This is a genomic window from Muriicola soli (assembly GCF_004139715.1).
In the GTDB taxonomy this organism is placed as follows: domain Bacteria; phylum Bacteroidota; class Bacteroidia; order Flavobacteriales; family Flavobacteriaceae; genus Muriicola; species Muriicola soli.
Map to the genome: position 1 here is coordinate 744280 of NZ_CP035544.1, position 23393 is coordinate 767672.

23 protein-coding genes and 1 tRNA gene are annotated in these 23393 nt (G+C 35.7%); 5 read left to right on the plus strand and 19 right to left on the minus strand.

Features of this window, described 5'->3' with window-relative positions; translation table 11 throughout:
* Positions 1-13: 13 nt before the first annotated feature.
* Positions 14-907, minus strand: coding sequence for a PD-(D/E)XK nuclease family protein (locus tag EQY75_RS03330; RefSeq protein ID WP_129602866.1), 894 nt, complete (start codon positions 905-907; stop codon positions 14-16).
* Positions 904-3495 (minus strand): UvrD-helicase domain-containing protein, encoded by a 2592-nt coding sequence (locus EQY75_RS03335; RefSeq protein WP_129602868.1) that lies wholly within the window; start codon positions 3493-3495, stop codon positions 904-906. The genes EQY75_RS03330 and EQY75_RS03335 overlap by 4 nt, the downstream gene beginning before the upstream one ends.
* A gap of 302 nt (positions 3496-3797) precedes the next feature.
* On the opposite strand from EQY75_RS03335, the gene EQY75_RS03340 reads away from it, so the two are divergent.
* Positions 3798-4199, plus strand: a complete 402-nt coding sequence (locus tag EQY75_RS03340; protein ID WP_129602870.1) for a hypothetical protein — start codon at positions 3798-3800, stop codon at positions 4197-4199.
* 465 nt (positions 4200-4664) lie between these two features.
* On the opposite strand, the gene EQY75_RS03345 is transcribed toward EQY75_RS03340, so the two are convergent.
* From EQY75_RS03345 to EQY75_RS03360, 4 genes are all read right to left on the minus strand, one after another.
* The gene (locus tag EQY75_RS03345; RefSeq protein WP_129602872.1) at positions 4665-4916 is read right to left on the minus strand and encodes a hypothetical protein; all 252 of its coding nucleotides are present in this window, start codon (positions 4914-4916) and stop codon (positions 4665-4667) included.
* On the minus strand, positions 4913-5911 hold the full coding sequence (locus tag EQY75_RS03350) for a DUF3871 family protein (RefSeq protein ID WP_129602874.1): 999 nt from the start codon (positions 5909-5911) through the stop codon (positions 4913-4915). Before EQY75_RS03350 ends, EQY75_RS03345 begins: the two co-directional genes overlap by 4 nt.
* Complete coding sequence (locus EQY75_RS03355; protein ID WP_129602876.1) at positions 5889-6782, minus strand: AAA family ATPase; 894 nt, start codon at positions 6780-6782, stop codon at positions 5889-5891. Before EQY75_RS03355 ends, EQY75_RS03350 begins: the two co-directional genes overlap by 23 nt.
* 87 nt (positions 6783-6869) lie before the next feature.
* Positions 6870-7238 carry a hypothetical protein gene (locus EQY75_RS03360; RefSeq protein ID WP_129602878.1) on the minus strand — a complete coding sequence of 123 codons (369 nt, stop codon included), beginning with the start codon at positions 7236-7238 and terminating at the stop codon, positions 6870-6872.
* A 1432-nt stretch (positions 7239-8670) separates the two neighbouring features.
* Between EQY75_RS03360 and EQY75_RS14160 the strand changes: the two genes are divergently transcribed.
* Complete coding sequence (locus EQY75_RS14160; RefSeq protein WP_246019975.1) at positions 8671-8829, plus strand: hypothetical protein; 159 nt, start codon at positions 8671-8673, stop codon at positions 8827-8829.
* A 220-nt stretch (positions 8830-9049) separates the two neighbouring features.
* Positions 9050-9952: a hypothetical protein gene (locus EQY75_RS03370; protein ID WP_129602880.1), complete on the plus strand. Its 903-nt coding sequence runs from the start codon at positions 9050-9052 to the stop codon at positions 9950-9952.
* A 124-nt stretch (positions 9953-10076) separates the two neighbouring features.
* Here EQY75_RS03370 and EQY75_RS03375 read toward each other — a convergent pair whose 3' ends face one another.
* From EQY75_RS03375 to EQY75_RS03405, 7 genes are all read right to left on the minus strand, one after another.
* Positions 10077-11609 carry a hypothetical protein gene (locus tag EQY75_RS03375; RefSeq protein ID WP_129602882.1) on the minus strand — a complete coding sequence of 511 codons (1533 nt, stop codon included), beginning with the start codon at positions 11607-11609 and terminating at the stop codon, positions 10077-10079.
* Positions 11610-11716: 107 nt separating this feature from the next.
* Positions 11717-12463 carry a hypothetical protein gene (locus EQY75_RS03380; RefSeq protein ID WP_129602884.1) on the minus strand — a complete coding sequence of 249 codons (747 nt, stop codon included), beginning with the start codon at positions 12461-12463 and terminating at the stop codon, positions 11717-11719.
* A 7-nt stretch (positions 12464-12470) separates the two neighbouring features.
* Positions 12471-13400 (minus strand): tetratricopeptide repeat protein, encoded by a 930-nt coding sequence (locus EQY75_RS03385; RefSeq protein ID WP_129602886.1) that lies wholly within the window; start codon positions 13398-13400, stop codon positions 12471-12473.
* Position 13401: 1 nt separating this feature from the next.
* Positions 13402-14160 carry a hypothetical protein gene (locus EQY75_RS03390; protein ID WP_129602888.1) on the minus strand — a complete coding sequence of 253 codons (759 nt, stop codon included), beginning with the start codon at positions 14158-14160 and terminating at the stop codon, positions 13402-13404.
* A gap of 203 nt (positions 14161-14363) precedes the next feature.
* Complete coding sequence (locus EQY75_RS03395; protein WP_129602890.1) at positions 14364-15947, minus strand: hypothetical protein; 1584 nt, start codon at positions 15945-15947, stop codon at positions 14364-14366.
* 196 nt (positions 15948-16143) lie between these two features.
* The gene (locus tag EQY75_RS03400) at positions 16144-17349 is read right to left on the minus strand and encodes a site-specific integrase (protein ID WP_129602892.1); all 1206 of its coding nucleotides are present in this window, start codon (positions 17347-17349) and stop codon (positions 16144-16146) included.
* A 221-nt stretch (positions 17350-17570) separates the two neighbouring features.
* Positions 17571-17643, minus strand: a tRNA-Lys gene (locus EQY75_RS03405).
* 159 nt (positions 17644-17802) lie between these two features.
* On the opposite strand from EQY75_RS03405, the gene EQY75_RS03410 reads away from it, so the two are divergent.
* Complete coding sequence (locus EQY75_RS03410; RefSeq protein ID WP_129602894.1) at positions 17803-18318, plus strand: shikimate kinase; 516 nt, start codon at positions 17803-17805, stop codon at positions 18316-18318.
* Here EQY75_RS03410 and EQY75_RS03415 read toward each other — a convergent pair.
* Genes EQY75_RS03415 through EQY75_RS03425 form a run of 3 tightly spaced genes read right to left on the minus strand, consistent with a single transcriptional unit; the run spans position 18310 to position 19760 of the window.
* A complete protein-coding gene (locus EQY75_RS03415; protein ID WP_129602896.1) occupies positions 18310-18807 on the minus strand; it encodes a phosphoribosyltransferase family protein in 498 nt (165 codons plus the stop codon). The two genes, EQY75_RS03410 and EQY75_RS03415, sit on opposite strands and share 9 nt — an antisense overlap.
* 4 nt (positions 18808-18811) lie before the next feature.
* Positions 18812-19414, minus strand: coding sequence for a methyltransferase (locus EQY75_RS03420; protein WP_246019977.1), 603 nt, complete (start codon positions 19412-19414; stop codon positions 18812-18814).
* A complete protein-coding gene (locus EQY75_RS03425) occupies positions 19389-19760 on the minus strand; it encodes an RNA-binding S4 domain-containing protein (protein ID WP_129602898.1) in 372 nt (123 codons plus the stop codon). The genes EQY75_RS03420 and EQY75_RS03425 overlap by 26 nt, the downstream gene beginning before the upstream one ends.
* A gap of 78 nt (positions 19761-19838) precedes the next feature.
* On the opposite strand from EQY75_RS03425, the gene EQY75_RS03430 reads away from it, so the two are divergent.
* A complete protein-coding gene (locus EQY75_RS03430) occupies positions 19839-20783 on the plus strand; it encodes an FKBP-type peptidyl-prolyl cis-trans isomerase (RefSeq protein WP_129602900.1) in 945 nt (314 codons plus the stop codon).
* A 49-nt stretch (positions 20784-20832) separates the two neighbouring features.
* Here the strand turns inward: EQY75_RS03430 and EQY75_RS03435 are convergent, their stop codons facing one another.
* Genes EQY75_RS03435 through EQY75_RS03445 form a run of 3 tightly spaced genes read right to left on the minus strand, consistent with a single transcriptional unit; the run spans position 20833 to position 23293 of the window.
* Positions 20833-21420, minus strand: a complete 588-nt coding sequence (locus EQY75_RS03435; RefSeq protein ID WP_129602901.1) for an outer membrane beta-barrel protein — start codon at positions 21418-21420, stop codon at positions 20833-20835.
* 49 nt (positions 21421-21469) lie between these two features.
* Positions 21470-22426: a transketolase family protein gene (locus tag EQY75_RS03440; RefSeq protein WP_129602903.1), complete on the minus strand. Its 957-nt coding sequence runs from the start codon at positions 22424-22426 to the stop codon at positions 21470-21472.
* Between the two features lie 21 nt (positions 22427-22447).
* Positions 22448-23293: a transketolase gene (locus EQY75_RS03445; protein ID WP_129602905.1), complete on the minus strand. Its 846-nt coding sequence runs from the start codon at positions 23291-23293 to the stop codon at positions 22448-22450.
* Positions 23294-23393 lie beyond the last annotated feature (100 nt).

Below are 23393 nucleotides of genomic sequence, written 5' to 3' on the forward strand. Positions count from 1 at the left end.
TGTTCTTATCTTTTTAAATTAAATCATCAATGTTAGTTGGTGGTGGTGCTTCAAATGCATTGGTATTAGTAAAGTTTTCAACTTCATCCGAATTTCCTAAATCACTTATATATTCAGCAAAACCACCACTAAACGAACCTGTTTTTTGAGAATATCCTCTATAGGCATCACAGGAAAATCTAGCATCACAGTTTCTACAAACCCTTGTTGCAAATCTTTGTCTTGTTCCTTTAATTCTTTCTTGCAAAACTTCTGTTCCTGGTGGATGAAAATCTCTGTTTTCAATTTTATCTACCACACAAGCAAACTTTGTAATTGTATCTTCCACTTTTTCTTGAGAAAAAGGTATGGGAATTACAGGATCCCAGTTATCCAGTTCTTTTTGAAGTTTTTCTTCTGCATCTGCATCAATAGCCTTTTTAAGACTTCTCGGGAATTGTGTTGCAATAATTGCCGTGCCAGTTAATTTCTCCTTTCTTAAGTTTTGCCAAATGTGAGTGTAAACATTTAATTGGTCAACGTAGTCCTCTTTATTAGCCTTCACATAATCAGCATCATGTGTTTTTACATCATACATCGTTGTTGTGTCTTTTTCTCTAATGATGTCCACAACACCTTCTATAGTAAACCTATTACCTTTCGGAGAGGTTTGTTCAGGTAAGGTCAGCTTGACCTCTGTTTCAGTAACTGATTCGGCAACTTCCCTCATTTTTCTAAAATACATTAAGACTTGCAAGAGGCCTTGCCTTTTTATCTCAGGAGTTATAGAATGGCCCCCCTCCATAAGTCTTAACCTTTCATAATTTGCTTCATATTCTTGAGTTATCCATTCTTCCATTTCAACGATGTATTGAAGTTCTTTCAACCTAGCCTTGTCGTTTTTAAGTAAATTCAATTCATCTTTCATGCCTCTTGTTTTTCTCTTTTGGAAATTAAAAATTGGTGCAAATCTTCAATGGTACTATGCACCAAAGAACCAAAAAACATAGTTTGGCTTCTAGAGGGAATAAATCCATACTTTCTAAAAATCATGTACTGTCTAGGACATCTCTCATAGGCTAAAAAATCAGCAGTGTAAGAGTAAGGTTTACTCAAGGCAGATTCCTTGATATCATCAATTTCAAGAATATTCTTATCAAAACTTTGCATATCCAATGCATTAATTTCCTGGAGCGTAGTGTTTATATATGAAATAATACATCTTCCCTTTTGTGCTTTGATTGGTGCAAGTTTTGGTAGTATTAATAGCTTTTCAGCTCTCGATAAACCAACATAAAAAATCCTCATTAAATCAAATCTTCCAATTTTATCTAATGGTTCTCCCTCAACTTCTTTCAAATTTCTAATTATGACTTCTTTTTGATCTGCTTCAACAAACTCTCTTCTTTTAGGATACATAAATACGACTGGAAATTCTAATCCTTTAGATTGGTGGATTGTTAAAACTTGAATATTTCCTTTGGGGAATGGATCGTCATCATTCTCATATTCAGACTCTCCAAGTCTATAGATAGTATATAAATAGGAAGAAAAAAATAGTCGTACAAAACCTTCTTCCCTCAAAAAGCTTGCAGACAAAATGGAAGAATATAATTCCATAAACCTTGCTAAATATTCAGATATTTTTGAAAGGTTGCAGATTGGAGCCTCATTACCTTCATTTTGTGCTAAATCAAAATAATATTTAAAATGGTTGAAGCCTGTTATTTGATAAAATAAGTCAAGAATACTCCAGTCCAAAGATGTTGCTCTGTTGATTATCTGTGAAAGCTTAAACGGTTTTAATGTTTCATCATTTATCCTTTCATTCACAATTCTGGCTAAATAAGGGCTCAAAACAGCTCTTTTAGCTTCATCTGAAAGATTATTGGCCTCGGCCAATTTCCTTCTCATTAAATCAAGCTCGAACTCATCATCAAGATCCCAGTTATTTTTTTGAACAACTCTCAATAGACTTTCGTAGTCTTTTGAAATTATTTCTAATTGCAGTCTTTTGTTGTCAACAAACCTTTTTAAATCAGAATCACTTTCAATAATGTCATTTCCAATTCTTTCAGCATTTCCAACCCACGTTTTGTATTTATTAAATTCATACCCAGTAAAATCTGACGAATCTGGTAACCCAAATACATTAGCGAAAACGCCAAATAACTCAGTTGCCTCTTGACCTTCTAAAAATATACCTGCTCTTGGAGCATAAACATTTAGTCCGTGATCCCTTAAGGTTTGAATGGTGTTTTTGGCATCTTTATTGGAAAGGGAAGGGAAAAGGAATGCAATTTGATTGGCATCACTGACAACGTCATTTTGAATAAGTTCTTTACAAAACTGAGCTGTCTGGTCAATCCAATCATCTTCCACAGAAATAACGGAAGTTTCATTATCAGTCGAATTGGCCACAATAGCTTTGTCATGTACCCTATACTGATTGGTAACATCTCCATTTTTAGTCCAGTCTTCCTTGTCAATAAATCCAGAATAGAAATCCACAATTTTTCTCCTGGATCTATAATTTATGGACAATGAAATTTTAGTCGTTTCAATTCCCAGGTAACTTTTAACCCTTTTGGGAAATTCTACAAAATTCTCTACAGTACTACCTCTAAACCTATAAAGAGCCTGGTCATCATCACCAACGACACAAATATTTTTATTTCCAGCAAGAGTAAAATATAATTGTTCTTGAATACTGTTAGTGTCTTGGTACTCATCAACAATTAAATACTTGAAAATATTGGACGCGTTCTTAAAGCCCTCAATTACTTCTAACGCTTTATTCTGCAATAATGATAAATCACATATTTCAAAGGTTTCATTTTCAATAAGAATATTTTTATACTCTTTGTACATTTTGAGAATGCTAAATAACATGTCCCTTTGATCCGTTTTAAACAATGCCTCTTCAATATTTAGTCTTTCTTCAGAAAATCTATTGAATAGAGCGATTATATCTATTATGGCTTTATGTTTGTTGGGGTAAGAAGGTGCTTTCTTTTGGAAGTATGCATTAATATCTATAGTGTCTAATTCTCCTGCATCCAAAAGTCTATTCCAAATTGAATGTCTTTTTATAAAAAAGTATTGTTCTAATTGGTCAATGGTTTTTACAGGCTTGTTTCTTTTCCTACCTGAATAAAACCTTCTGTCGCCAATGAGTCTATTACAAGATGAATGTACGGTTCCAATATACATGCTTGCCAAATCATATTGTCTTCCTGTGTGGTTGCTGGCTAACCCGAGAAGTGATTGAAGTCCCTCTTTGAGTTGATGCGCTGCTTTCTCCGTAAATGTGGCAAGCATTATTTCGTCAGGATTTATGTTGTGGAAAACAATTAGATTAAGTGTTCTCCATAAAAGAACTCTTGTTTTTCCTGATCCAGGGCCAGCAGTAAGATAAAGAGCGCCATCAATGTGTTTTATAGCCTTTTCTTGAGATTCGTTAGGCATAAAACCAACTTCCTTCCATAAAGTCTCCAAAGAGAAATTTTCATTCATTTATTAGTAATCGTATAATAGGTTTTAGGTACAAGAATAAAGATAGAATACTTAAAAGGTAATACCTATTAAGACACCCCCTTTTATAGCTATTTATTTAAGCGCTGCATTAATCTCGAGTTTTTCCAATCGCCATTGCAAAAAGTTATTCTCTTATAAATTGTAGCAATTGGGTCTTATAGTTCTCATAATAAGAGAATTGTAGAGTTATGTAAAGTACTGAGCGTTAATAACTTCAATGTCAAAGAGACAAGCTGTGGCGAATACAGCCATTATTTTTGCGATATTGAAAACAAGAAAGAATGACTTCATGGAGTGATAAGGAATTAGAAGCATTGTGTGACCCAAATAATCACAAGATCAGATTTGATGGTTATGACTACTGGTGGTATCACAAGATTAATGGGAAATGGGAATTACATAGTATAAAGGAATATGAAAATTATCAAAAGCCTTATTCATACTTGGAGTATTGGAGGAATTTATGGGAAAGAGAACTCATCTCAAGGAGGAGGATTGCAATGAAAAAGAAGCTTAGTCTAGAGAAGAAGATATGGGATATTTGTGCGGTGCTAGAATATGAAACATATCAAAAAGTATTGGAGATACATAAATTGGATCCCACATTAACTAATAAGGAGATAGCAGCTATGTTGAGTGTGTCACAACAATTGGTTGGTAGATACCTTAAGGACGCTGCATAAATATCCACAAAATAAGTCAAAGTTTACTTTTGAATAGAGCAAAGTAAACTGAAAACTCTGGGAAGTCCCATAAATAGTGAGATTCAAAATTTCAATATTAAGGTCTATAGAAGATACTTTTTAGATTCAATTAAACTTTTGTTTATCAACTTAAAAACCTAAAATATCACATAGGGTATAATCTAATGGAATGGGATAAATAAAGGAAAAATAGAATACAGAATATTTCATAAAATAGCTATTATATAATAATGCGGATAATCCCAAAGTGAAAGATTCAAGCCTCCAAATGGGGTATTTCAGACTGTATTGGATAGGAAGGAGTAAGAGAAAAAGTCTAAGACTCAACCATACTCACTCCCATCCCAATATGCTTAAATGGTTTCTAGGTGCCTTTTTGATTTATGCGAAACCGTATCAAAAACTTAATTATTAATTATACGGCATAGTGCCATTAGCAATATTCTAATCAATCAAAATATCGAAATAGTAGAAGTAATATGCACTTCCTTCCACGACAAATACAGTCTTCAACTCCATCGTAACATTTACTTGTTCTACCCAAACAATCTGCCCTTTCTTTAATGTACCCACAGACCTTAATACGGACACTTTAAAGGGGCAATACAATTGTTTGAGCAGATTGTTCCAGGTAATGATCAAAAGGCTGTTGGAAGAGCTATATTTGAGTTGTTTTGCCAAGTCTTTTCCGTTCATATGTCATCCAAGACTCTTTGATTTAAAAACCAGTTTTTAGTTTTATTCTGCAAAGAATCAGTTAGTCCAATAACAAACTCAAAAGCATTGGCATTACGTTCCAAACTGCTGTCAATAAAACTTTTTTTGTTAGCATCAGTCATAAGATTATAAAAATCCCAAAGACTAATTTCACCATTTATACTTCTCGCGAAATTAGGATCCTCATAGTAGTTCTTTACTATTGTTCCAATCTGATTATCATTCATTAGAAGTTTTAGCTTACCAACCTTCTCTTCCTTGTTTAAAAACTGGTATAACTTCATCTTACCAATGGTGTGAGCAAACTGTAGCTCTTCAAGACTATATTTACTCATTCGTTCCATATTACCTAGAAACCTGTCTTGATCAAATTGGTGAATTAATTCCTCAATCTTTCCCTTCAATTCAGCTACACTACTAACTCTGATGTCTGAATTTAATCCATCTGTACTTATACAGAGATTAGTGCATACTAAGTTTTTAAATCCAATAAAGACCTTGAATTTTTCAAGGTTTCTTTTACTGTACAAGTTTTCCTGATTGAGAGCTCTTACACCACCAATTGTCAGAGACAATTTATTATTGTTGACTATTTCAGTAATCTCCGGTATTTCAATCATAAAAGCACATCGTTGATAATAGATTGTCTTTTCTTCAGGTCTTAATTCCTTAACAGGTTTGCCAATTGCACTAGGCACACGGCCACGTATGGTGTGTGATATCCTAATGTTGGGTTGTAATATGCCATACCCAGAGAAATTTGCCTCAACCACTTCTTTAGCAGCATCTATAAATGAGGCATGGGAAATAGAAGATTCATTGTCACTATAAACCGGTATGATACACTCCTTTTTAAGATGATCCAATGTCACCTGTTTTGTATTTGCTTCAATAAAGCTTCCTTTTGATGTGATGATTTCATTTTCAGAAATCACATGATTATCTATATTATTATTTACTGTTATCAATTCCATTTTCTTTGTTTTTGGATTGTTGAATAATTTGTTTGTTGGATATTAAATGAGAATGAATGTTCTCAAGTACATGTTTCCTTTCCATTATTAGAGGTTTGATTTTGTCATTGATCTCTGGATATTTAGAATAGATGTGCCTTAATCCCTCGATGCTTTCACAAGCCTCAATTTCCAGTTTGGCCTTTTTCTCTGCTGATCCGGATTCTTGCTCGCACCATTGGATTATCTTTTTGCCTGTACTTGCATTAATAACAAAGTCTGGCTTGTCAATAAAGATCCCTGTACGGTCCTTTGAAGCCTTGGCATTATGGGCACTATCTATATCAAATACAATGGTAAACTCATAGTCAAGGTCATTGCGCTGTATAGCCTTTAAACCTACTTTCTCTGGCACCATCTTGCCATTCTTTTGATTTAGCACATAATCTTGCTTAACCCTCATTGTTGAAATGATATGGGCTTTTGAGCGAAGTATCTTGTTGACAAATGCATTTTGCCTTGGGGTTACCTTGCCCCAATTAGTGAAGGAATTACCTGGCATATTACTATGAACATCTAATAAGTAGTCCCAGCAATGAGATATACTATCAATAATGATAACTTCCATTCCTGCCTTTTCACAGACCTCAATAGCTTCAATGTACCTTTCTGGGGAATATGGGGGGTCCATCGCAACCACATTATAATTACCCAAATGAGCATATAAATCGGCTGATCTGTTCTCTGTATCTATTATAGCTGTTTTGGTGAAATCCCCACCTAATAATCCTTTTGCGATAAGCAGTGATGAATAGGTTTTTCCACTGCCTGAACTGCCTTGAAGTGCTAGTTTAATTTTTGCTTTTTTCCTTTCGGATTTTCTTATTTCCATTATTGCTGTTTTAAATTATTAGTAAATAAAAAAGGACTTATACATAGCCTGTATAAGTCCTTATCTTGAGCAAGTTGAAACGCGGAATTACATTACTACCTCATCGCTAATTACTTGTTTGGCAACTTGCAGTAATCCAGAAAAGTCATGGGCTGTAGCCCAGTCAGCATTGGTTAAATGAGACATGCGAATTTGTGGATCACTATTTTCATCAAAGCTTAGGTTACACAGGTAATCTTTGCCTTCTTCTATGCCATACTGGTAGTTGGATTGGTAGCACATTGCTGTCCTTTCTACTTCTTCACCATCTGGTAAATTGAATTTCAGGGTTACAACTTTGAAAAGTTTATCATTGGAGTTTTCCAATATACTCTTTCCAATCTTTAGCAACTTTGCATTGAATAAGAATTCTGTCTCCCCTGTTTCAGGATTTTCAATTTGTTTGTACTTAGTCATAATATTTAAGATTTTAATTTTGGGCAAGGCTATCTTACCTCCAGAATCTAAAAAGGGTGTTGGAGTGTTATTCCACGAGCGAAGCGAGTGTGATTCTTTAAAGAAGACATTGAGACTACTAATAGATAAGTTGAGCTTATTGTTTCAGGTCAATGTAAACCCCAAAGTTTTTGTGTATCCCGACCCAGAGCACCCGCCCTATTGATGTTTCGTTGATAAGTCATACACTTTGTATGATGCCTTTATTTGACTCTGCCTTAAAAATATTGTAATTTGAATGCTGTTACCGCATACTGTCACATATAGAGATAACATCAAGGGAGTGAATGTATGAGTTGAGAATGAAAAATAAATCTCAACGCTCTGGCGAAAAGGATTTTCCAGAGTTAGAATGAAATAGTGCAGGCAGGGTAGAAGAGAATAGCAATTCTGGTGACTTTACACCGAAAAATTATCCAATAATAGTCCTTAGTTTGTTTAAGTCTGAAATGGCTTAAAATTTCTCACTAATTTGTGTTCTAAACTTAAAAGTTTCCTGACTCTGTATCCTCGTTCGGGGAACGAGAGAAACCCTCCTTTTTTCTTTTTTAACTACTAAATAATTTACCTTGTCTTTTGGCTAAGCTATGTCTAAGATTTACTGAACGATTCTTCCATGATTTCAGCTAACGTCGCTGCGCTCCATTAGGAAAAAAAGTTACTAGTAATAGTACCCTGCCAAATACGTCACTTGTATAATCAACAGAATAGTAGAAAAAGAACAAGACTAGCGTACTAGGCTTGAATAAATACCACAGTCCCTTGTAGAAAAGAAGTCCCCATACAACCAAAATTAAAAAAGGGGGGGGCTTTTATAGTTTAGTGCGCGTAGGACTTTTTGAAAAAAAATTAAAAAATTATAGAATAAGTTGGTAACCTGATGATTAGGCTCTAGAAGTTATAACCTAAATTCATATAGCAAATAATTATTTCCATATATGGAATATTCATGCTTTTATATTAGTTTTCTTTTTGCACTATAACAACAATAGCGGCTGTAATCATAAGCGATCCATACCAGTCTATCATATTAAAAGTTGCCGGTATTCCCCTGGCTAATATGCTTAAAACTATAAACGCTAAATAAATCCACGATATAATTTTTGCTATTTTCATTTGTTAAGTTTGGTTAATTTAACGTTTAAGCAATCTCATTTTTATTCCACGACAAAAATTTCACTAAGAGGTAAATCTGTTTCTATATTTAGTTTATAGAACTTTAAAATTTTAGTTTTTATTAAAAAACCCTTACCACTATTGATTTAACGTAATTTATTCTACCAAATTATGTCTTAATACAATTTTGCTTTTTGTACGGAGTACATTCTTAATGGTTATTATAAGACCAATTAATTGACTTCAATTTTCAGAAAAGACAAATAAACCATACGTTATGAACGATCTAAAATTTGAAGACCTCCCTAAGGCAATGGAAACTGTTTTGGAAAAACTTACTCTGATTGAAGAAGAACTAAATGCCATTAAAGAAAACTTCCAGCCCAAAGAACCTGTAGAACTGTTAACTATAGAAGAAACGGCTAAATACCATTAAATATCCTTGTCTACCTAATGGCATCGGTCAAAGAAGGGAATACTTCCGTCCTATGGAATTGGGAATAGGGTGTATTATAAACGGAGTGAGGTAGAATTGAGCTTATTTAGGATAGGTTGAAATTTTCTCGCCCTCTCTTAAGATTTTGTATTATTCTATACCAAGGGTGAAAACTTTAAAATATTGAGTCCTAATTCTCGTTTAAGAATAAACATTGAAAATGAAAAGGATCTACCTTCTTCTCCTTGTTATAATTTTTCTGTATTCCTGTGAGAAGGATTCTAGTTCAACTACTAATATTCAAAGAATAGAAGGCAGTGCCATTTCTTTTAAGAAGAATGCCATTGTAGGAGGAAAAGGAGGTGCGACATCATACAACAAAGCTAGTTCTCTTCAAAATAAGAATGTTGATTCTACCTTTTTCATATCTCAATTCCCCTTAGTAGAATATCGCTATATCCAAGAAATAACATTTGATTCGATTCCTATTTACGAAATTAATCAGGACACCCAGGACACTCTAAATATTACTTATGAAGTCAATGAGGTTTCCAGAGATACAGTTGGTTTTGAGAAAGGTAAACTATGGTTGCCACTTGATGATAGAAACTTTTCTAAAGTATATATTGGTATATCTGAAGAACAGCTCGCAGTTGCTGAGTTTTATATTGGTGTGCAAATGATTGATAGTATTCCAGTAGAAGGAAATGGATTGCTCTTTAAAGCTTTATACGAGTATGGTGATGTTGAAAGCAATGGAGAACAAATATCAATAACTGGAGATTCGCACCCATTTGATTCTAGATATTATAGGATCACAAATGAGATTCCCGTTTTTAACGAATTTGGGGAAATAGTGGAATATAAATATGGTATCGAATTAGGATCCTTTCTTCTCAGAAATTTTCAAATTGGCGAAACACAGGAGCTGACAAGGAGTTTTCGGCTAATTATTGCCTCACAGCCTGATGTCTTACCAACACCTGAAGATCCGTCTGGCACAGAACCCACAAATAATTTTAAAATATATTCCGATTTTGATATTAAATTTATTGTCAAGGAAATTTGGAATGACCGTCAATGTTGGCTTTCAGGGACGCCTGAGTGTCAAGACTTGTTTTAGTTTCCAACTTTTCTCACTAAGAAATTCTTAAATTCCCTTAAATATCATAACTAATTTTTTACTGGACAATCTTCTCGTGATATTCCTGTATTGTCTTGATACTGGAAGGGATTTCGCTATCGAATTAATGTTTAGCTACTTTTAATATAACAGCTTCGGAATTCATCAAGTCCGAATTAAGAACAATGTCCTCACTTTGATACTGATCATTTATCGATATTGAAACTGTATTTGGTGGAATCGATCCTAAGTTATGAGCGTATAACATTAGGTCATTAGCCCTTTCTGGATTTAATTGAACTCTAAAGTTAGCTTTAGAATTAGTAAGACTATGATTAGAGGTAATTACCTCGCCATTTAAGTAGATTGAAACAATATCGCCATCTTGTCTTCCATGATCCCATAAACTGATGGTAATTTCACTACTATTGACCTCAATTTCCTTGATATAGGATATATTACGACCTGCAAATCTTTGCCGTTTATTTTCCTTTTCAGTTCCTAATGGATCTTTATTACTTTCACTAATTACTTTAAAATATGGAGTTTCATAACTAGCATAGTTTTCACCATCCAATGGGAATAATTCATATCCATATATTCTATAATCATCCCCTTCTTCTAAGTCTATTTGTGTCCTGAAATCATTTACAAAGCCTTTATTACTGAATGGTCCAATTTTCTGAATACTTTCCCCGCCTTTAGCCAAAATAAATTCTATAGGTATATCTTCGGGAATATTAAAAGTTGTCCATTCCAGAGATATAGATTCGCCTTTTATCCATCTAGTTTGACTATTCGGAATAGTGATTTCGATCCAGGGCTTCCAGGATTTTATTTCTTCCATCATCAGATTATTAATCTCAATCATTCTATTCCTGAAATCTACATAAGGCTTATAATTCATTATCCCTACTTTAGCTTCCATCATGAGGTTAGATAAATCCCAAACAAAAAAAGCCGCATCTACATTGGAAATTTCACTTGATGATCCCGAATTTATATTGAGTGCTTCTTCCATTTTCTTGTATACGTCATTCAATGCACTACGCGTCAACTTTTTATTTGGATCTTCATAATTATTCGATATAATATCAGATATCAATTTTCTAGCTGCACTAAGCTTCATAAAACCCCATTTTTTCTCTATGAAATGTAATGCTTCTTGCCTGCTTAATTTTTTACTTCTGGAGTACTTTGATACAATATTAAATGCATCATAATAGTCGGACAAACCTTCATCAATAGTCGCTTTAGCGACGTTTTTAGCAATTTCTTCTGGATGATTTATACTTTTTTTTGCTATCTCTAAAAGAAAATCTTTTGCTAATGATTTTTTGACATTCCAAAACCCTCCTTGTATAAAATCAATTGCCAAGCTTGGAGATTCTAATAGAATATAACCACCTCCTTCTGTAGCATAGTTTACTATAAAATCACTATATGTTAGAGTAATAAGATCCTTCGACAATGGAGTCCAGACCAAATCTGTTTTTTTAATAATATCCTGAGCATATTGAACTATATCTCCATATTTTTTGGATGGCATGTACACATTATCTATAGGAACATTTTCAATAGTTTCTATTTGAGAGAATGACTTAACCCAACAGATAATTATTAGAATATTTAGAAAGGACTGAATAATCTTTTTCATATGTATAAACCTGTAAAATCCTATCTTAAAATAACTAGTAGCTAAGAGTACTACCCCTCAAAGTATGCACTTATAAGCAAGAGGGTCTTAAATAAAATTGGGGTACTTTATCTTGTAGATATTGAAACATCTATTTCTGTACTAGTACCAGTAATATTGTTTAAGGCGCGATGCCTTTTAACATATGGGGAAATTTTCAGAAAAATCTCCTTGTCTGTTTCTTTCAATTGAACACTTACTTCCTTTTCCTCATAGATACTTAAAGGACTATCTGATGACACTTGATTATAGAGAAACACTTTGAAATAAGCACTGCCAGGCCCTAATAATAAATCAAACTCTTTTTTTTCGATTTCAAATTTATTCGTTCGATGTTGTTTACCTCCTAAGCCAAAAACATCTTCACGTGCAGCTATCGATTCTGTGGAATCCACAAAAAAATAGGCGTTTTCGAAATATGGGTCTGTTTCATTTTTAACTTCAATCCGAAAATATATTATTTCACCTTCCATAAGTTTCGTGTCTTTTTTGGAATAATCGTCTTTATTTTCCACCAAAAAAGATGCTACGTCAAGGTTTATCTTGTACTTCCTACGATTTTTTAGAAATTTCAAAGGGTGTTCTTTTAATCCGTAGACTTCTTTATCCCCATTTTGAAACTTTACCATAAAAATGTAGTCTTTATCGTAACTTATAATGGAGTCTGTGTTTTTATCTCTGACAGAAACATAATTATCGTCAATTGAGAATATGTTTGTTTTTAATTCGTCTCCAGTTGAGAAGTAGATTAGGTCCTCTTGAGAATAAACCAAGCTGATAAATAATAAAGCTAGAGTCGTCGTGAGTTTCTTCATTTTGTAATTAGTTTGCGTATTTTTCAAATTTTTTGAATCTTCCTGGAACCCATTTCCCATCTGCAACACTTAGTATTCTTAGGTAGTCATTCCCTAACTCTTTTTCCAGGGATTGGGCTAGGTTTGGATTACTTTTCTTAACAACCTTATAGAGTTTTAAATTGAGCTCCATTCTAATTAGTAAAAGGTCATAATCAACCTCACAATTTTCAACGGCATAATTAACTTCTTTCAACCCCTCTTGGTATTCATCGAGATTCAACAGCACTTCTGCTTTGGCCTGGTGTAAATAACAACCTTCTGGCCATTTTTTCAAGGCCTCATCAATGGCAATAAGTTTATTTGAATAAAAGTCTTTTCCTGGAAATAGTCCTGGCTGAATTAGGGCTATAAGAGTCACTCTGTATTCATATTTATCTGGATTTAGCTCTAATGCCTTATTAAACTCATCCATCCATGACGCATCTTGCGTTTTTAAAGCAAGATTCCATTTGGTCATTGCCATATGGTAATAAGCGGAATCACTTGTTGGTTGTGCGTTAATTGCTTTCTTCCAATGCGCTATAGCTGTTCCTGAATCAGCTAAAGAATTTGAGCTACTTGCTCTATTTTTATAAACTAAGCCCATATAGTAATGAAAGAGATACTTTCTAAGGTTGTTGGTAATAAGTTCTTGAGAAGGGCCATCTTCAATATTTATTTTCAAGAGGGATCCGTTTGCTTTTTTAATAATGAAAATACTGTCTTTCGACACTGCAGTTTCTCTGTTATTATTATTTCTATATTTTATCTCAGAAGCTCCAAGTTCCAATATTTCCCCAATAATTTCCTCACCATTCAATTTAATTACGATATCATGAGAACTATCTTGTGGGTGACATATATTTAATCCTGATAAAATGAGTAAAATGATGAGTTTACGGCTTAATTTTTCCATTTCAATAAATATTAAATGCATAAAGTTTATTTAACAACATTTCATTGCCGCTATACATACTATAGCTAGTTTCTACTTCTTGAATTTTGTTATTAATCTTTAAAATATCCATATAATAAATCTGGTTATTACCCATATCAATAAATGATATCTTACCATTACTTTCTTTAGAGTCTAGTGCCAGCCATCCAAGTTCTGATCTTATTAAACTCCCAGATTTTAGATATGATTCATGCGAATTAATACTAGAAAATACACTCTCTTTTTCCCTGAAATAATCGCACTCGTTATTAAAGCATTCTTCAATATTAAGGATCTTACCATTATTTACTTTAAATGTTTTAACTAGTTCGCCATTTGCAATTGTAATTTTATATATCGGCTTAGGGATTTCTAAAATTGCGTTAAAGGGATCGTTTTCATCATAGATATTAATTGTTAATTTTCCGTTATCCAGTATTTCTTCACGAGTTAAAGTTGCTTCCTTATCTAGTTTTCTTTTTTTCCCTTCAAACCTAACCTTATAAAATAGTGTAGCATGAGGAATCAGATTCAGAAGATCCACTTGCTTGCTATTAATTAAGCTGTCTATAAGATCAATCTTTGAATTGAAATTCCTCCTCTCATTATTTATCAGATAGTAATTCCCTGTGGACATAAGATTTTTGAATTTTTTCCTGGTTTCAGAAATAAATCCATTTATCGTCTTTTCATACATTAATATCCCCTCTTCATTTGCTTTATTAAATTCTTCATGCAAACTCAGTAATTCATTTAATGAATACTTTTTTTGGGGGTTGAAGTCATTTAATTCATACTTCTCATATATTCTTGCAAATGAAAATGTAGGATCATTGATAGATGGTTTTGGAGCCGGGTAAAGTTCTAAATAGTTAATTGGTTCTTCGCCTATTACAATATCAAAAGACTCTCCTAGTATCTCGTTTCCATTGAATCTAATATTTATTTTTTCATTTTTAATACATATGCGGAAGTGTTTTTTTTCAAATATTTTTCATTTATAAATATGCTGTCTATATTATTAAAGCTGATTTTTAATTCAGATAATAAATTAGAAGGCATCTTATCTTTCGCTATCAAGTTATATTTATAGGCAACCTTTAGTGTTTCGACCCTTAAATCATTCTCTTTAAAAAAATTGGCAACCAGGTCAGGATATAATCTATTCAAATACTTCAAACAGTTTTTTGAATGGTTATTAATTAAATTATTGATCAAACTTACATGATCAAATTCACAAGTTTTTAAAAATAAATCAAACACTTGATAAGAATCCTCTTTGAATATCAGGTCTTGATTGTTGCATAAATCATTTTCCTGGATCATATATGAAATAAGAAAATTTGTGAATTTTGGACTGTCTGCTAAGATCGCTAGTTTTAAATATTCTGCTTGGTTGTATTCTTCAATAGATTTGATGATATCAAAATTCTTTTTGTTGGTTTCAAAGCCAATAGAATCCATTGAAACTAGGTCTTGAATGAAGTTGTGAGTGACTTTCAATGAATTTTTAAACTCTCTTTCGTATTTGTTAGGGTCGAGAAGAAAAGCATAATTAATGAATTCGTGTTTAAGAAATATATCTTCTGAATTTTTATAAAGTAAATACCAGGCTTCTTTGCTTTTAGGATTTTTTCTTAGACTACGTTTCAAATAGTTAATTGCAGATTTCTTAAATAGCGGGATTTCTGTTTTTTCGTGCCATTCTAACTTCCTAATTGCAATTTGAAAATCTGAGGAGTCCTTATTTGATGATGAGAAATATCTTAGATCATTTTTACAGTCGTGTTCAAGCCATTCTGAGCTCCATGGGGAATAGTTTTTATTCATGAATTCCAAAATACATTCTTGTAGAAGGTAATTATTATAATTAGTCCTCATAGCATGCTCTTCTGAAACGTAAGCTGCGGCTTCGAGATAATTTTGTTTATTAGCTTCAATATTTTCTATGACCTTATTCTTGAGGGGAGTAATTTTATTGTCAAGCAATGAATCAAGTTCTCTTTCGACCTTAAACTTTTCTCTCAATAATTTTCGTTTTACGCCATTTTTGATTAGATCTGAGGCAAGCATTTGTGCGGTATTAACAATCAGGGCGTCAGCATTTGGATCGTTGGTAATATTTAAATCTGCAATTTCAAGTTCTTGGAATAATGTTTGAACGGCGGCATCAACAGCCATAAAATAATCATTTCTAATGTTTGCGCTTTGTATTTGGATTTCTGCTCTTAAATAGTCAGTCTCCTTCAATAGATTCTGTGCTGTTTCCTTATCATTCACTTCAAAGGATTTTATTGAATCTAAAGCTTCAGGAAAGATTTCAGGCCTATCTATAATAACCCGAAAAAAATTGACGGCTGATTTCGCAGCCTCTGCGGTTCTGGGGTCAATGTTGAGCTCTTGAGCTAATATATCGTAATCTACAAGAGATGGCTGGCCTAACAATTGATTAGACTGAAAAAAAAAAGTTACACCAAATAAAAGAAAGGCAGATCTTACTACTTGACCTACAATAAGATTATTCATCGTACAACTATTGAATGCAAATATTAAATATTAATAAATACTTGCTCAAGTAAGGAATTGGGGGGAGACAAATAGCAATAATGATTAAATATATAAAAATTTGTTAAAAAGGGAAACTCTAATAAGGCCTCTGTATAATTGGAGTTATAGGTTAAAATGAAGAATTCATCTCTTTTTTGATCGATTCCTATTTTAACTAACTACTCAATTTTGCAATCCTTTTCATCTCATCACTCACCCTTTTCTGTACAATTCTGCCATAATATTCCTGGGTTATCTTAATACTGGAATGTCCTAAGAGTTCACTGACTACCTCCATAGGTACATCATTATAAAGCAACACGGTGGATGCAAATGTCTTCCGAGCCATGTGGTGACTAATTTTCTTTTTAATACTTACAATAGCCCCGATCTCCTTCAGATAGGAGTTTATTTTCTGATTACTAATAACGGGTAGTATAAATTCCTGCTGAGTATCATATTCATTGAGAATATCTTTTGCTTTGGGTAATAACGGTACAGAAATCTTTTTACCTGTTTTCTTCCGCTCCATTTGGATCCACTCATTTCCGTCAAAACCTTTTATGATGTGTTCATGCTTCAGGTGCTTCATTTCGTGGTAGGCCAAGCCTGTATAACAGCAGAAAATGAATAAGTCTCGTACCAGTTTTAACCTGGGCTGTTCTAACGGATAGTTTTGGAGTCTTTCTAATTCCTCAACTGTAAGGAAAATAACCCCTTTGATTACTCTGCCCGGTTTGTGGAGTGCAAAAGGATCCTTGTCCAAATATCCTTCGGCTACAGCCGTCCTAATCGGCTTTCTGAAGCGTTGAATAGTCTTATTTACGGTAACCTGACGTTGACTCAGTTCTGTTTTTAAATAAAATTCTAAATCATCTAGAAAATGGGGTTTTAATTCCTGTAACGGGATATCCTTTTTCTTGTATTTCCATTTAATAAAGGACTGAGCTTGCAAACAAGCATAATAGTATTTCTTCCAGGTGGCCAGTTCAATGTCAATTCCTATAAGCTTCTTCTTTTTTTGCAGGAACTCCTTAAAGTAGGCGATTAAGTAGGTGTCCTGGAGGGTTGGCTTTCCCAGATAATGCTGAAATACATCCTCAATCGTAAATTCAATTTCAGAGAGCTGCAGTTTTAAATATTCCTTTTTGATATTAGCCGCTATGATCTGTAACTGAGTATTTAATTGTTGGTTTTCAATAGATTTAGATATTGCCCTTTGTTTTTTTGCATTCCATTCGATAGGATTGACAAATTCACCAACGGAAAATTCCTTTCTTCTTTTCTTGTAGGTGATTCTGCACTTAATAGGGCAAGTGCCTTTTTTGTTGATTTTGGACTTATTCAAATAGAATAGTACAAGTAAATTTTGTTGATTCATAACCAATTGATTTAATGTTAAACAATTGGCACACAATTCTGAATTAAAAGTGGGACACCTGGCTTTTCACATGGGTCACCAAATGGGACACCTGGAATAACCAAATACTTTGATAAGTTGACTTTTACTAGGAAATCTCTGAAAGCACCGAAGAATCAATGCATATAGGGGCTTAAACGAAAAAATCCAGACTAAATCAATAGACTGGATTTACTTGATCGTGACCTGGCTGGGGCTCGAACCCAGGACCCTCTCCTTAAAAGGGAGATGCTCTACCAACTGAGCTACCAGGTCAAAATGTAAAAAGTACTTATTATAGGATTCCCGAGGGGAGCCCTTTAAGAGGGTGCAAATATAATATCAATAATCTATTTTTCAAGACGATTTAAGGATATTTTTAGGAATTCTTTGATTTGGATATGAATTGCTCCACTTTTGTAAAAAAAGATGTTTATGCTGATAGCATTGCTGGGATATATGGGGAGTGGAAAATCAGTTGTCGGAAAAGCCCTGGCAAAGAGTTTAAACCATCCCTTTCTGGACCTGGACTCCTATATGGAAGAGGAAATGAACTCCACCATCCCTGAAATATTTGAGCAAAGAGGGGAGCTGTTCTTCCGTAAAAAAGAACACGAATTTCTCAGAAAAGTACTCGATTCAAATGAAAATATGGTGCTGTCAACCGGAGGCGGGACTCCCTGCTATTCCGGAAATATGGAGTTACTCTTACAAGCGACATCAAATGTTTTTTACCTGCAGTTGTCCGTGGATGGGTTGACCAAAAGACTATCCGGGGAAATGGGGCATCGTCCGCTGATCAGTCATTTGCCAAAAGAAGAACTGGCAGACTATATTGGCAAACACATCTTTGAACGGCAGGTATTCTATAATCGCGCCACGCATACGATCAAATGCGATGGTAAAACTGTTGCCGAGATAGTGAAAATGATTTCTGCCCAATTAGTCTAGAAACACCACGTCTTTTTTGGCCTCAAAATGTACGTGTACGTGTTCCTGGAGTGAGGTAGAGAGTGATATTCCTTTAAAATCTGCTTTTACAGGATACTTTTTGTGATTTCTGTTGACCAAAACTGCAGTTTTCAATTGTTTCAAGGGCGTCTTTAAAAAATGATGTACACCGTAGATCAGGGTAGAACCTGAGTTTAAAACATCATCAACTAATACGATGGAGGAATTTTTGTACTCCTCCGTACTAAGTGAGGTGGTGACTCCACTTTTCAGCGGATTTGATTTGTCCATACTCACTTGGCAAAGAATGATTTCCGCCTTTGTGATTTTTCGCAACACCCTTTGCAACTTCTTGGCAAAATCGAGTCCACCCCCTTTAATACCCGCAATGATGATCCTTTTTTCCTCTACATTGGTCTCGTAGATCTGGTAAGCAATTCGCCTTACGATATGTTGAATTTGCTGGTGTTTCAGGATCACGTTTTCCATGGGGTCAGTTAGTTTTGTTTTCAAAGATAAAAAAGAGTTCGCTACCCTGTCTTGGAGGTATCGAATTGTAGGCTCGTTCTAGTTTCTTGATTTTGAAAAACCGCGAGAAAAGGGATCGGTACTCCTCAATATTCCCTCCGTAAGGCGGCCCACCGTCTTTCCTTTCAAAATCAAACAACAAGCCCGCAAGTACACCCCTTTCATTAAGAAGCGATTGCATTTTTCTCGCGTATTTCTCCCTTAAATCTGGCTGTAGAGCACAGAAGAATGTTTGCTCAAGAATGAGATCAAACTTGATCTCATTTAGCTCAAAAAAATCAATATTCAGCAGTTGTCCTACTGGAAAATCAGGATGTTCTTTTCTGAATTTTTCAAGGGGCATCTCACTGATATCAAGGGCATATACATCCTGAAATCCATTTTTATAGAGATAGGCCACCTCGTAACTATTGCCTGCTCCCGGCACCAGAATTTTAAGGTCCTTAGAAGGCAATTGATCAATATATGCCTTCAAAGGAGAAGATACTTCCCCAATGTCCCATCCCATTTTACGGTTGAGATATCGCTGATCCCAAAATTCTTTAGTCCCCTTCATCCAGGTATTCATCAATATTCCTTCGATCTTTTTTCGTAGGCCTTCCGGTCCCTTTTTTTCGATAGTATTCCTGAGCCAGACGTTGCGCCTCCTGATGCTCAAAAGCCTCTGCGGGTGTAGTATCAGTTCTATAAAGCCCTACGATCTTAGCACCTACCCGGCTGTCAGGAATTTCCAGAACAGTAAGCTGGAAATCGATCTGATTCTTGCGTAAAGTGATTTTATCTGTGGGAAACACCTCCCTTGAAGGTTTGGTAACCTGCTCATTGATTTTTACATGTCCCTTTTTACACGCCTCTGTTGCCTGGTTACGGGTCTTGTAATAGCGGGTGCACCAAAGGTATTTGTCTATGCGCATAAAGGAATTAAAATCTTTGTTAAGGTCTTCCACAAAAATAGGGGAAAATTGTATCTTGCGCCCGATAAAAAGAATGCTATGCCTTTTAGAAAGGTCGTTTTAAGAATGACCGCCTTTATTTTAATCCTTTCATGTGGAAATGACGATGGGGTCGACTTTGAAGTGATTCCGCCAAGACTTTTAAGCGAAGTGGTCATAGAAGATAATGCCGCTTTACAAGAGTACTTGCAGACCCATTTCTACAATTATGAAGAGTTTCAAAATCCTCCTGCAGATTTTGACTATCAGGTACAATTGGATACCATTGCCGGTGCCAATAGTGATAAGCGCCCTTTAATCGATGATGTTCAAACGATTACCATTGAGGTTGAATCTGAAGATTTTGATTTGGAGGACAACGAAACTGTACAGCATACCCTTTACTATTTAGTCGCTCGGGAAGGAGCGGGTGCTTCACCGACAGCAGCCGATTCTACATTTGTCAAATACGAAGGCTCCTTGCTCAATGGGGAATTATTTGACGCAACAGCAGGATACACCTGGCAGTATTTGCCTTTTTTCTTAAGAGGTTACGGGCAAGCCATGACCAAATTCAAGGTTGGAGATGCAATTGTAGAAAACCCTGACGGGACTACGGAAATTACTAATAGCGGAGTAGGAGTAATGTTCTTACCCTCAGGCCTCGCATATTTTAATGGTACAACAGGGGGAATCCCGGCTTATTCTCCTCTGATATTTAAAGTATCAACTGGCTTATATATTCCAGAAACTGATTATGATAGTGATGGGATTCCTTCCTTTATGGAGGATCTCAATGGAGACGGAGATGTTACTGACGACAATACGGATGAAGATAGGGAAGTAGCTCTAAGATCTCCGGCTTTTCCTAATCATATAGATCCGGACGATGACGAAGACGGGATTCTTACCAGGGACGAGATCATTATTGACGATCAGGGAAATATTAGCTTTCCTGATGATGACAACGACGGAATACCCAATTATCTCGACCGGGATAGTTGATATAAAAGAAACCAAATAAAAAGGCCCTGATAATTTCAGGGCCTTTTTATTAAAGTGCCAGTGAGAAACTCAAAATGAGTTGATCGGGTCTTGTATCAATCCGGCTTTGAGGCACGGTGGTAATATTAGTATTGATAAAGGTAGCTTCGTTATCACTAAAGCCCCTTTCATACCTGAGGTCTATACCCAATTTTCCTAGGTTGATCCCCGCTCCAATGTTTAGCCCAACCGTAAAGTCGTTCCGCACATCACTAATGGTAATACCGTCATACTCCGTATCGAGTATGTATTGAAATGCCGGGCCACCAAAAACATGCAGGGGACCAATAATTTTTGTACCAATTAATAATGGCAGGTCTAATTTCTGCATTTTAAAATCCTCATTTTCATACTCAGATGAAATGCTTGTATAGACCACTTCAGGTCTGAAGTAAACCCTTGAACCTATCTGGCCAAAGAATCCGATGTGATATCCCACATTTCTGTCGGGATTTCTCGCGGCCTCACTGGCGGATTCAAAATAATCCCCGTTAGCGTTGTAGTTGAGTCCGGCTTTTACCCCAAACTTTGAATCGACCTGAGCATAAGAAATAGCTGAAAGGGCAGCAATAGCCACCGTAAGAAGTGTTTTTTTCATAATGTGTTTTTTTAAGACAGTTTAAGGTTATCAAGAATGATACCGAAAACTATGCTTTTCTCTTTAACACCTCGTAAACGGCCTTCTTTACCGCTTTATTGTCTAGTCCGTATTTTTCCATTAATTGCTCTGCTGTTCCACTCTCTCCAAAAGTGTCCTGGGTGGCTACAAATTCCTGAGGAGCAGGGTAATGAGTAGTCAGCGTCCTTGCGATGCTCTCTCCCAGTCCGCCCAAAAAGTTGTGTTCTTCAGCAGTGACAACACAGCCTGTTTTTTGGATGGAAGTAAGAACGGCTTCTTCATCAAGGGGTTTGATGGTGTGAATATTGATTACTTCGGCTGAGATGCCTTCGCTTTCCAGGGATTCTGCAGCCTGCAGGGCCTCCCAGACCAAATGGCCGGTGGCAATGATGGTTACGTCAGTACCTTCGGTAAGTTTTACAGCCTTGCCAATTTCGAAGACTTGATCCGGATCTGTAAAGTTGGGCACTTTTGGTCTTCCAAATCTTAAGTATACTGGTCCCTGATGATCAGCAATAGCCAGAGTTGCAGCCTTAGTTTGGTTATAGTCACATCCGTTGATGACCGTCATTCCGGGAAGCATTTTCATCAGGCCTATGTCTTCCAGGATCTGGTGGGTAGCTCCATCCTCCCCCAAAGTTAAACCGGCATGAGAAGCACAAATTTTTACATTTTTACCTGAATAAGCTATCGATTGCCTGATCTGATCGTAGACCCTTCCGGTTGAAAAGTTGGCAAATGTACCCGTAAATGGGATAAAACCACCAATGGTTAAGCCCGCTGCTATTCCCATCATATTAGCTTCGGCTATTCCCACCTGAAAAAATCGCTCCGGATTTTCTTCAATAAACTGTTCAATTTTTAAGGATCCCACCAGGTCGGCACACAAGGAAACCACTTTGGGATTTGTCCTTCCCAGTTCGGTCATTCCGGCTCCGAAACCACTACGAGTATCTTTTTTCCCCTGATCTATATACTTTTTCATCTTGTTTCCTTCTTGCTTGTATTAATAATCGCCCAATGTTTCGGGATTCTGATCCAGTGCCGTTTGTAATTGTTCGTCATTGGGAGCCTTCCCGTGCCATGCATGGGTATGCATCATAAAATCAACTCCATTCCCCATCACGGTGTGCATTATCACACAAACGGGTTTGCCTTTTCCTGTCCTGCTCTTTGCCTCCTTCAGTGTTTTTATCACAGCACTGATGTCATTCCCTTCTTTGAGTTCAATGACGTCCCAGTCAAAGGCTTTAAATTTGGCTCCAACATCTCCGAGGGACAGCACGTCTTCTGTGGCCCCATCGATCTGCTGTCCGTTCCTGTCGATCGTAGCTATCAGGTTATCCACTTTTTTGCTCCCGGCATACATAATAGCTTCCCAGTTCTGACCCTCCTGCAGTTCCCCATCGCCGTGTAAGCTATAGATCAGGTGTTCATCTTTGTTCAGCTTTTTCGCCAGGGCCGCCCCAACGGCTACTGACATTCCCTGTCCGAGCGAACCCGAAGCAATTCGCACTCCCGGCAGTCCTTCATGAGTTGTAGGATGCCCTTGTAAACGAGAATTTAACAATCGGAAAGTGTTTAATTCTTCAATTGGGAAAAATCCTTTTCGGGCCAAAACACTGTAATAAACCGGGGAGATGTGTCCGTTGGAAAGGAAAAAAAGGTCTTCGCCAATCCCATCCATGGAAAATGAACTTTTTAAATCCATAAGCTCAAAATACAGGGCGACAAAAAATTCTGTACATCCCAGCGACCCTCCAGGGTGGCCTGAATTAACCTTGTGGACCATTCTGACAATATCCCTGCGAACCTGGATGATGATCTTCTCTAAATCTTGTGGTGCTGACATAAAAATCGTCTTAATTTCGGCTAAAAGTAAAGGCTATCTTTTGCTTCCACAACTGGAGTTATTACAATTTATTAACGAAGCTGTGAAGACGTAACTTTAT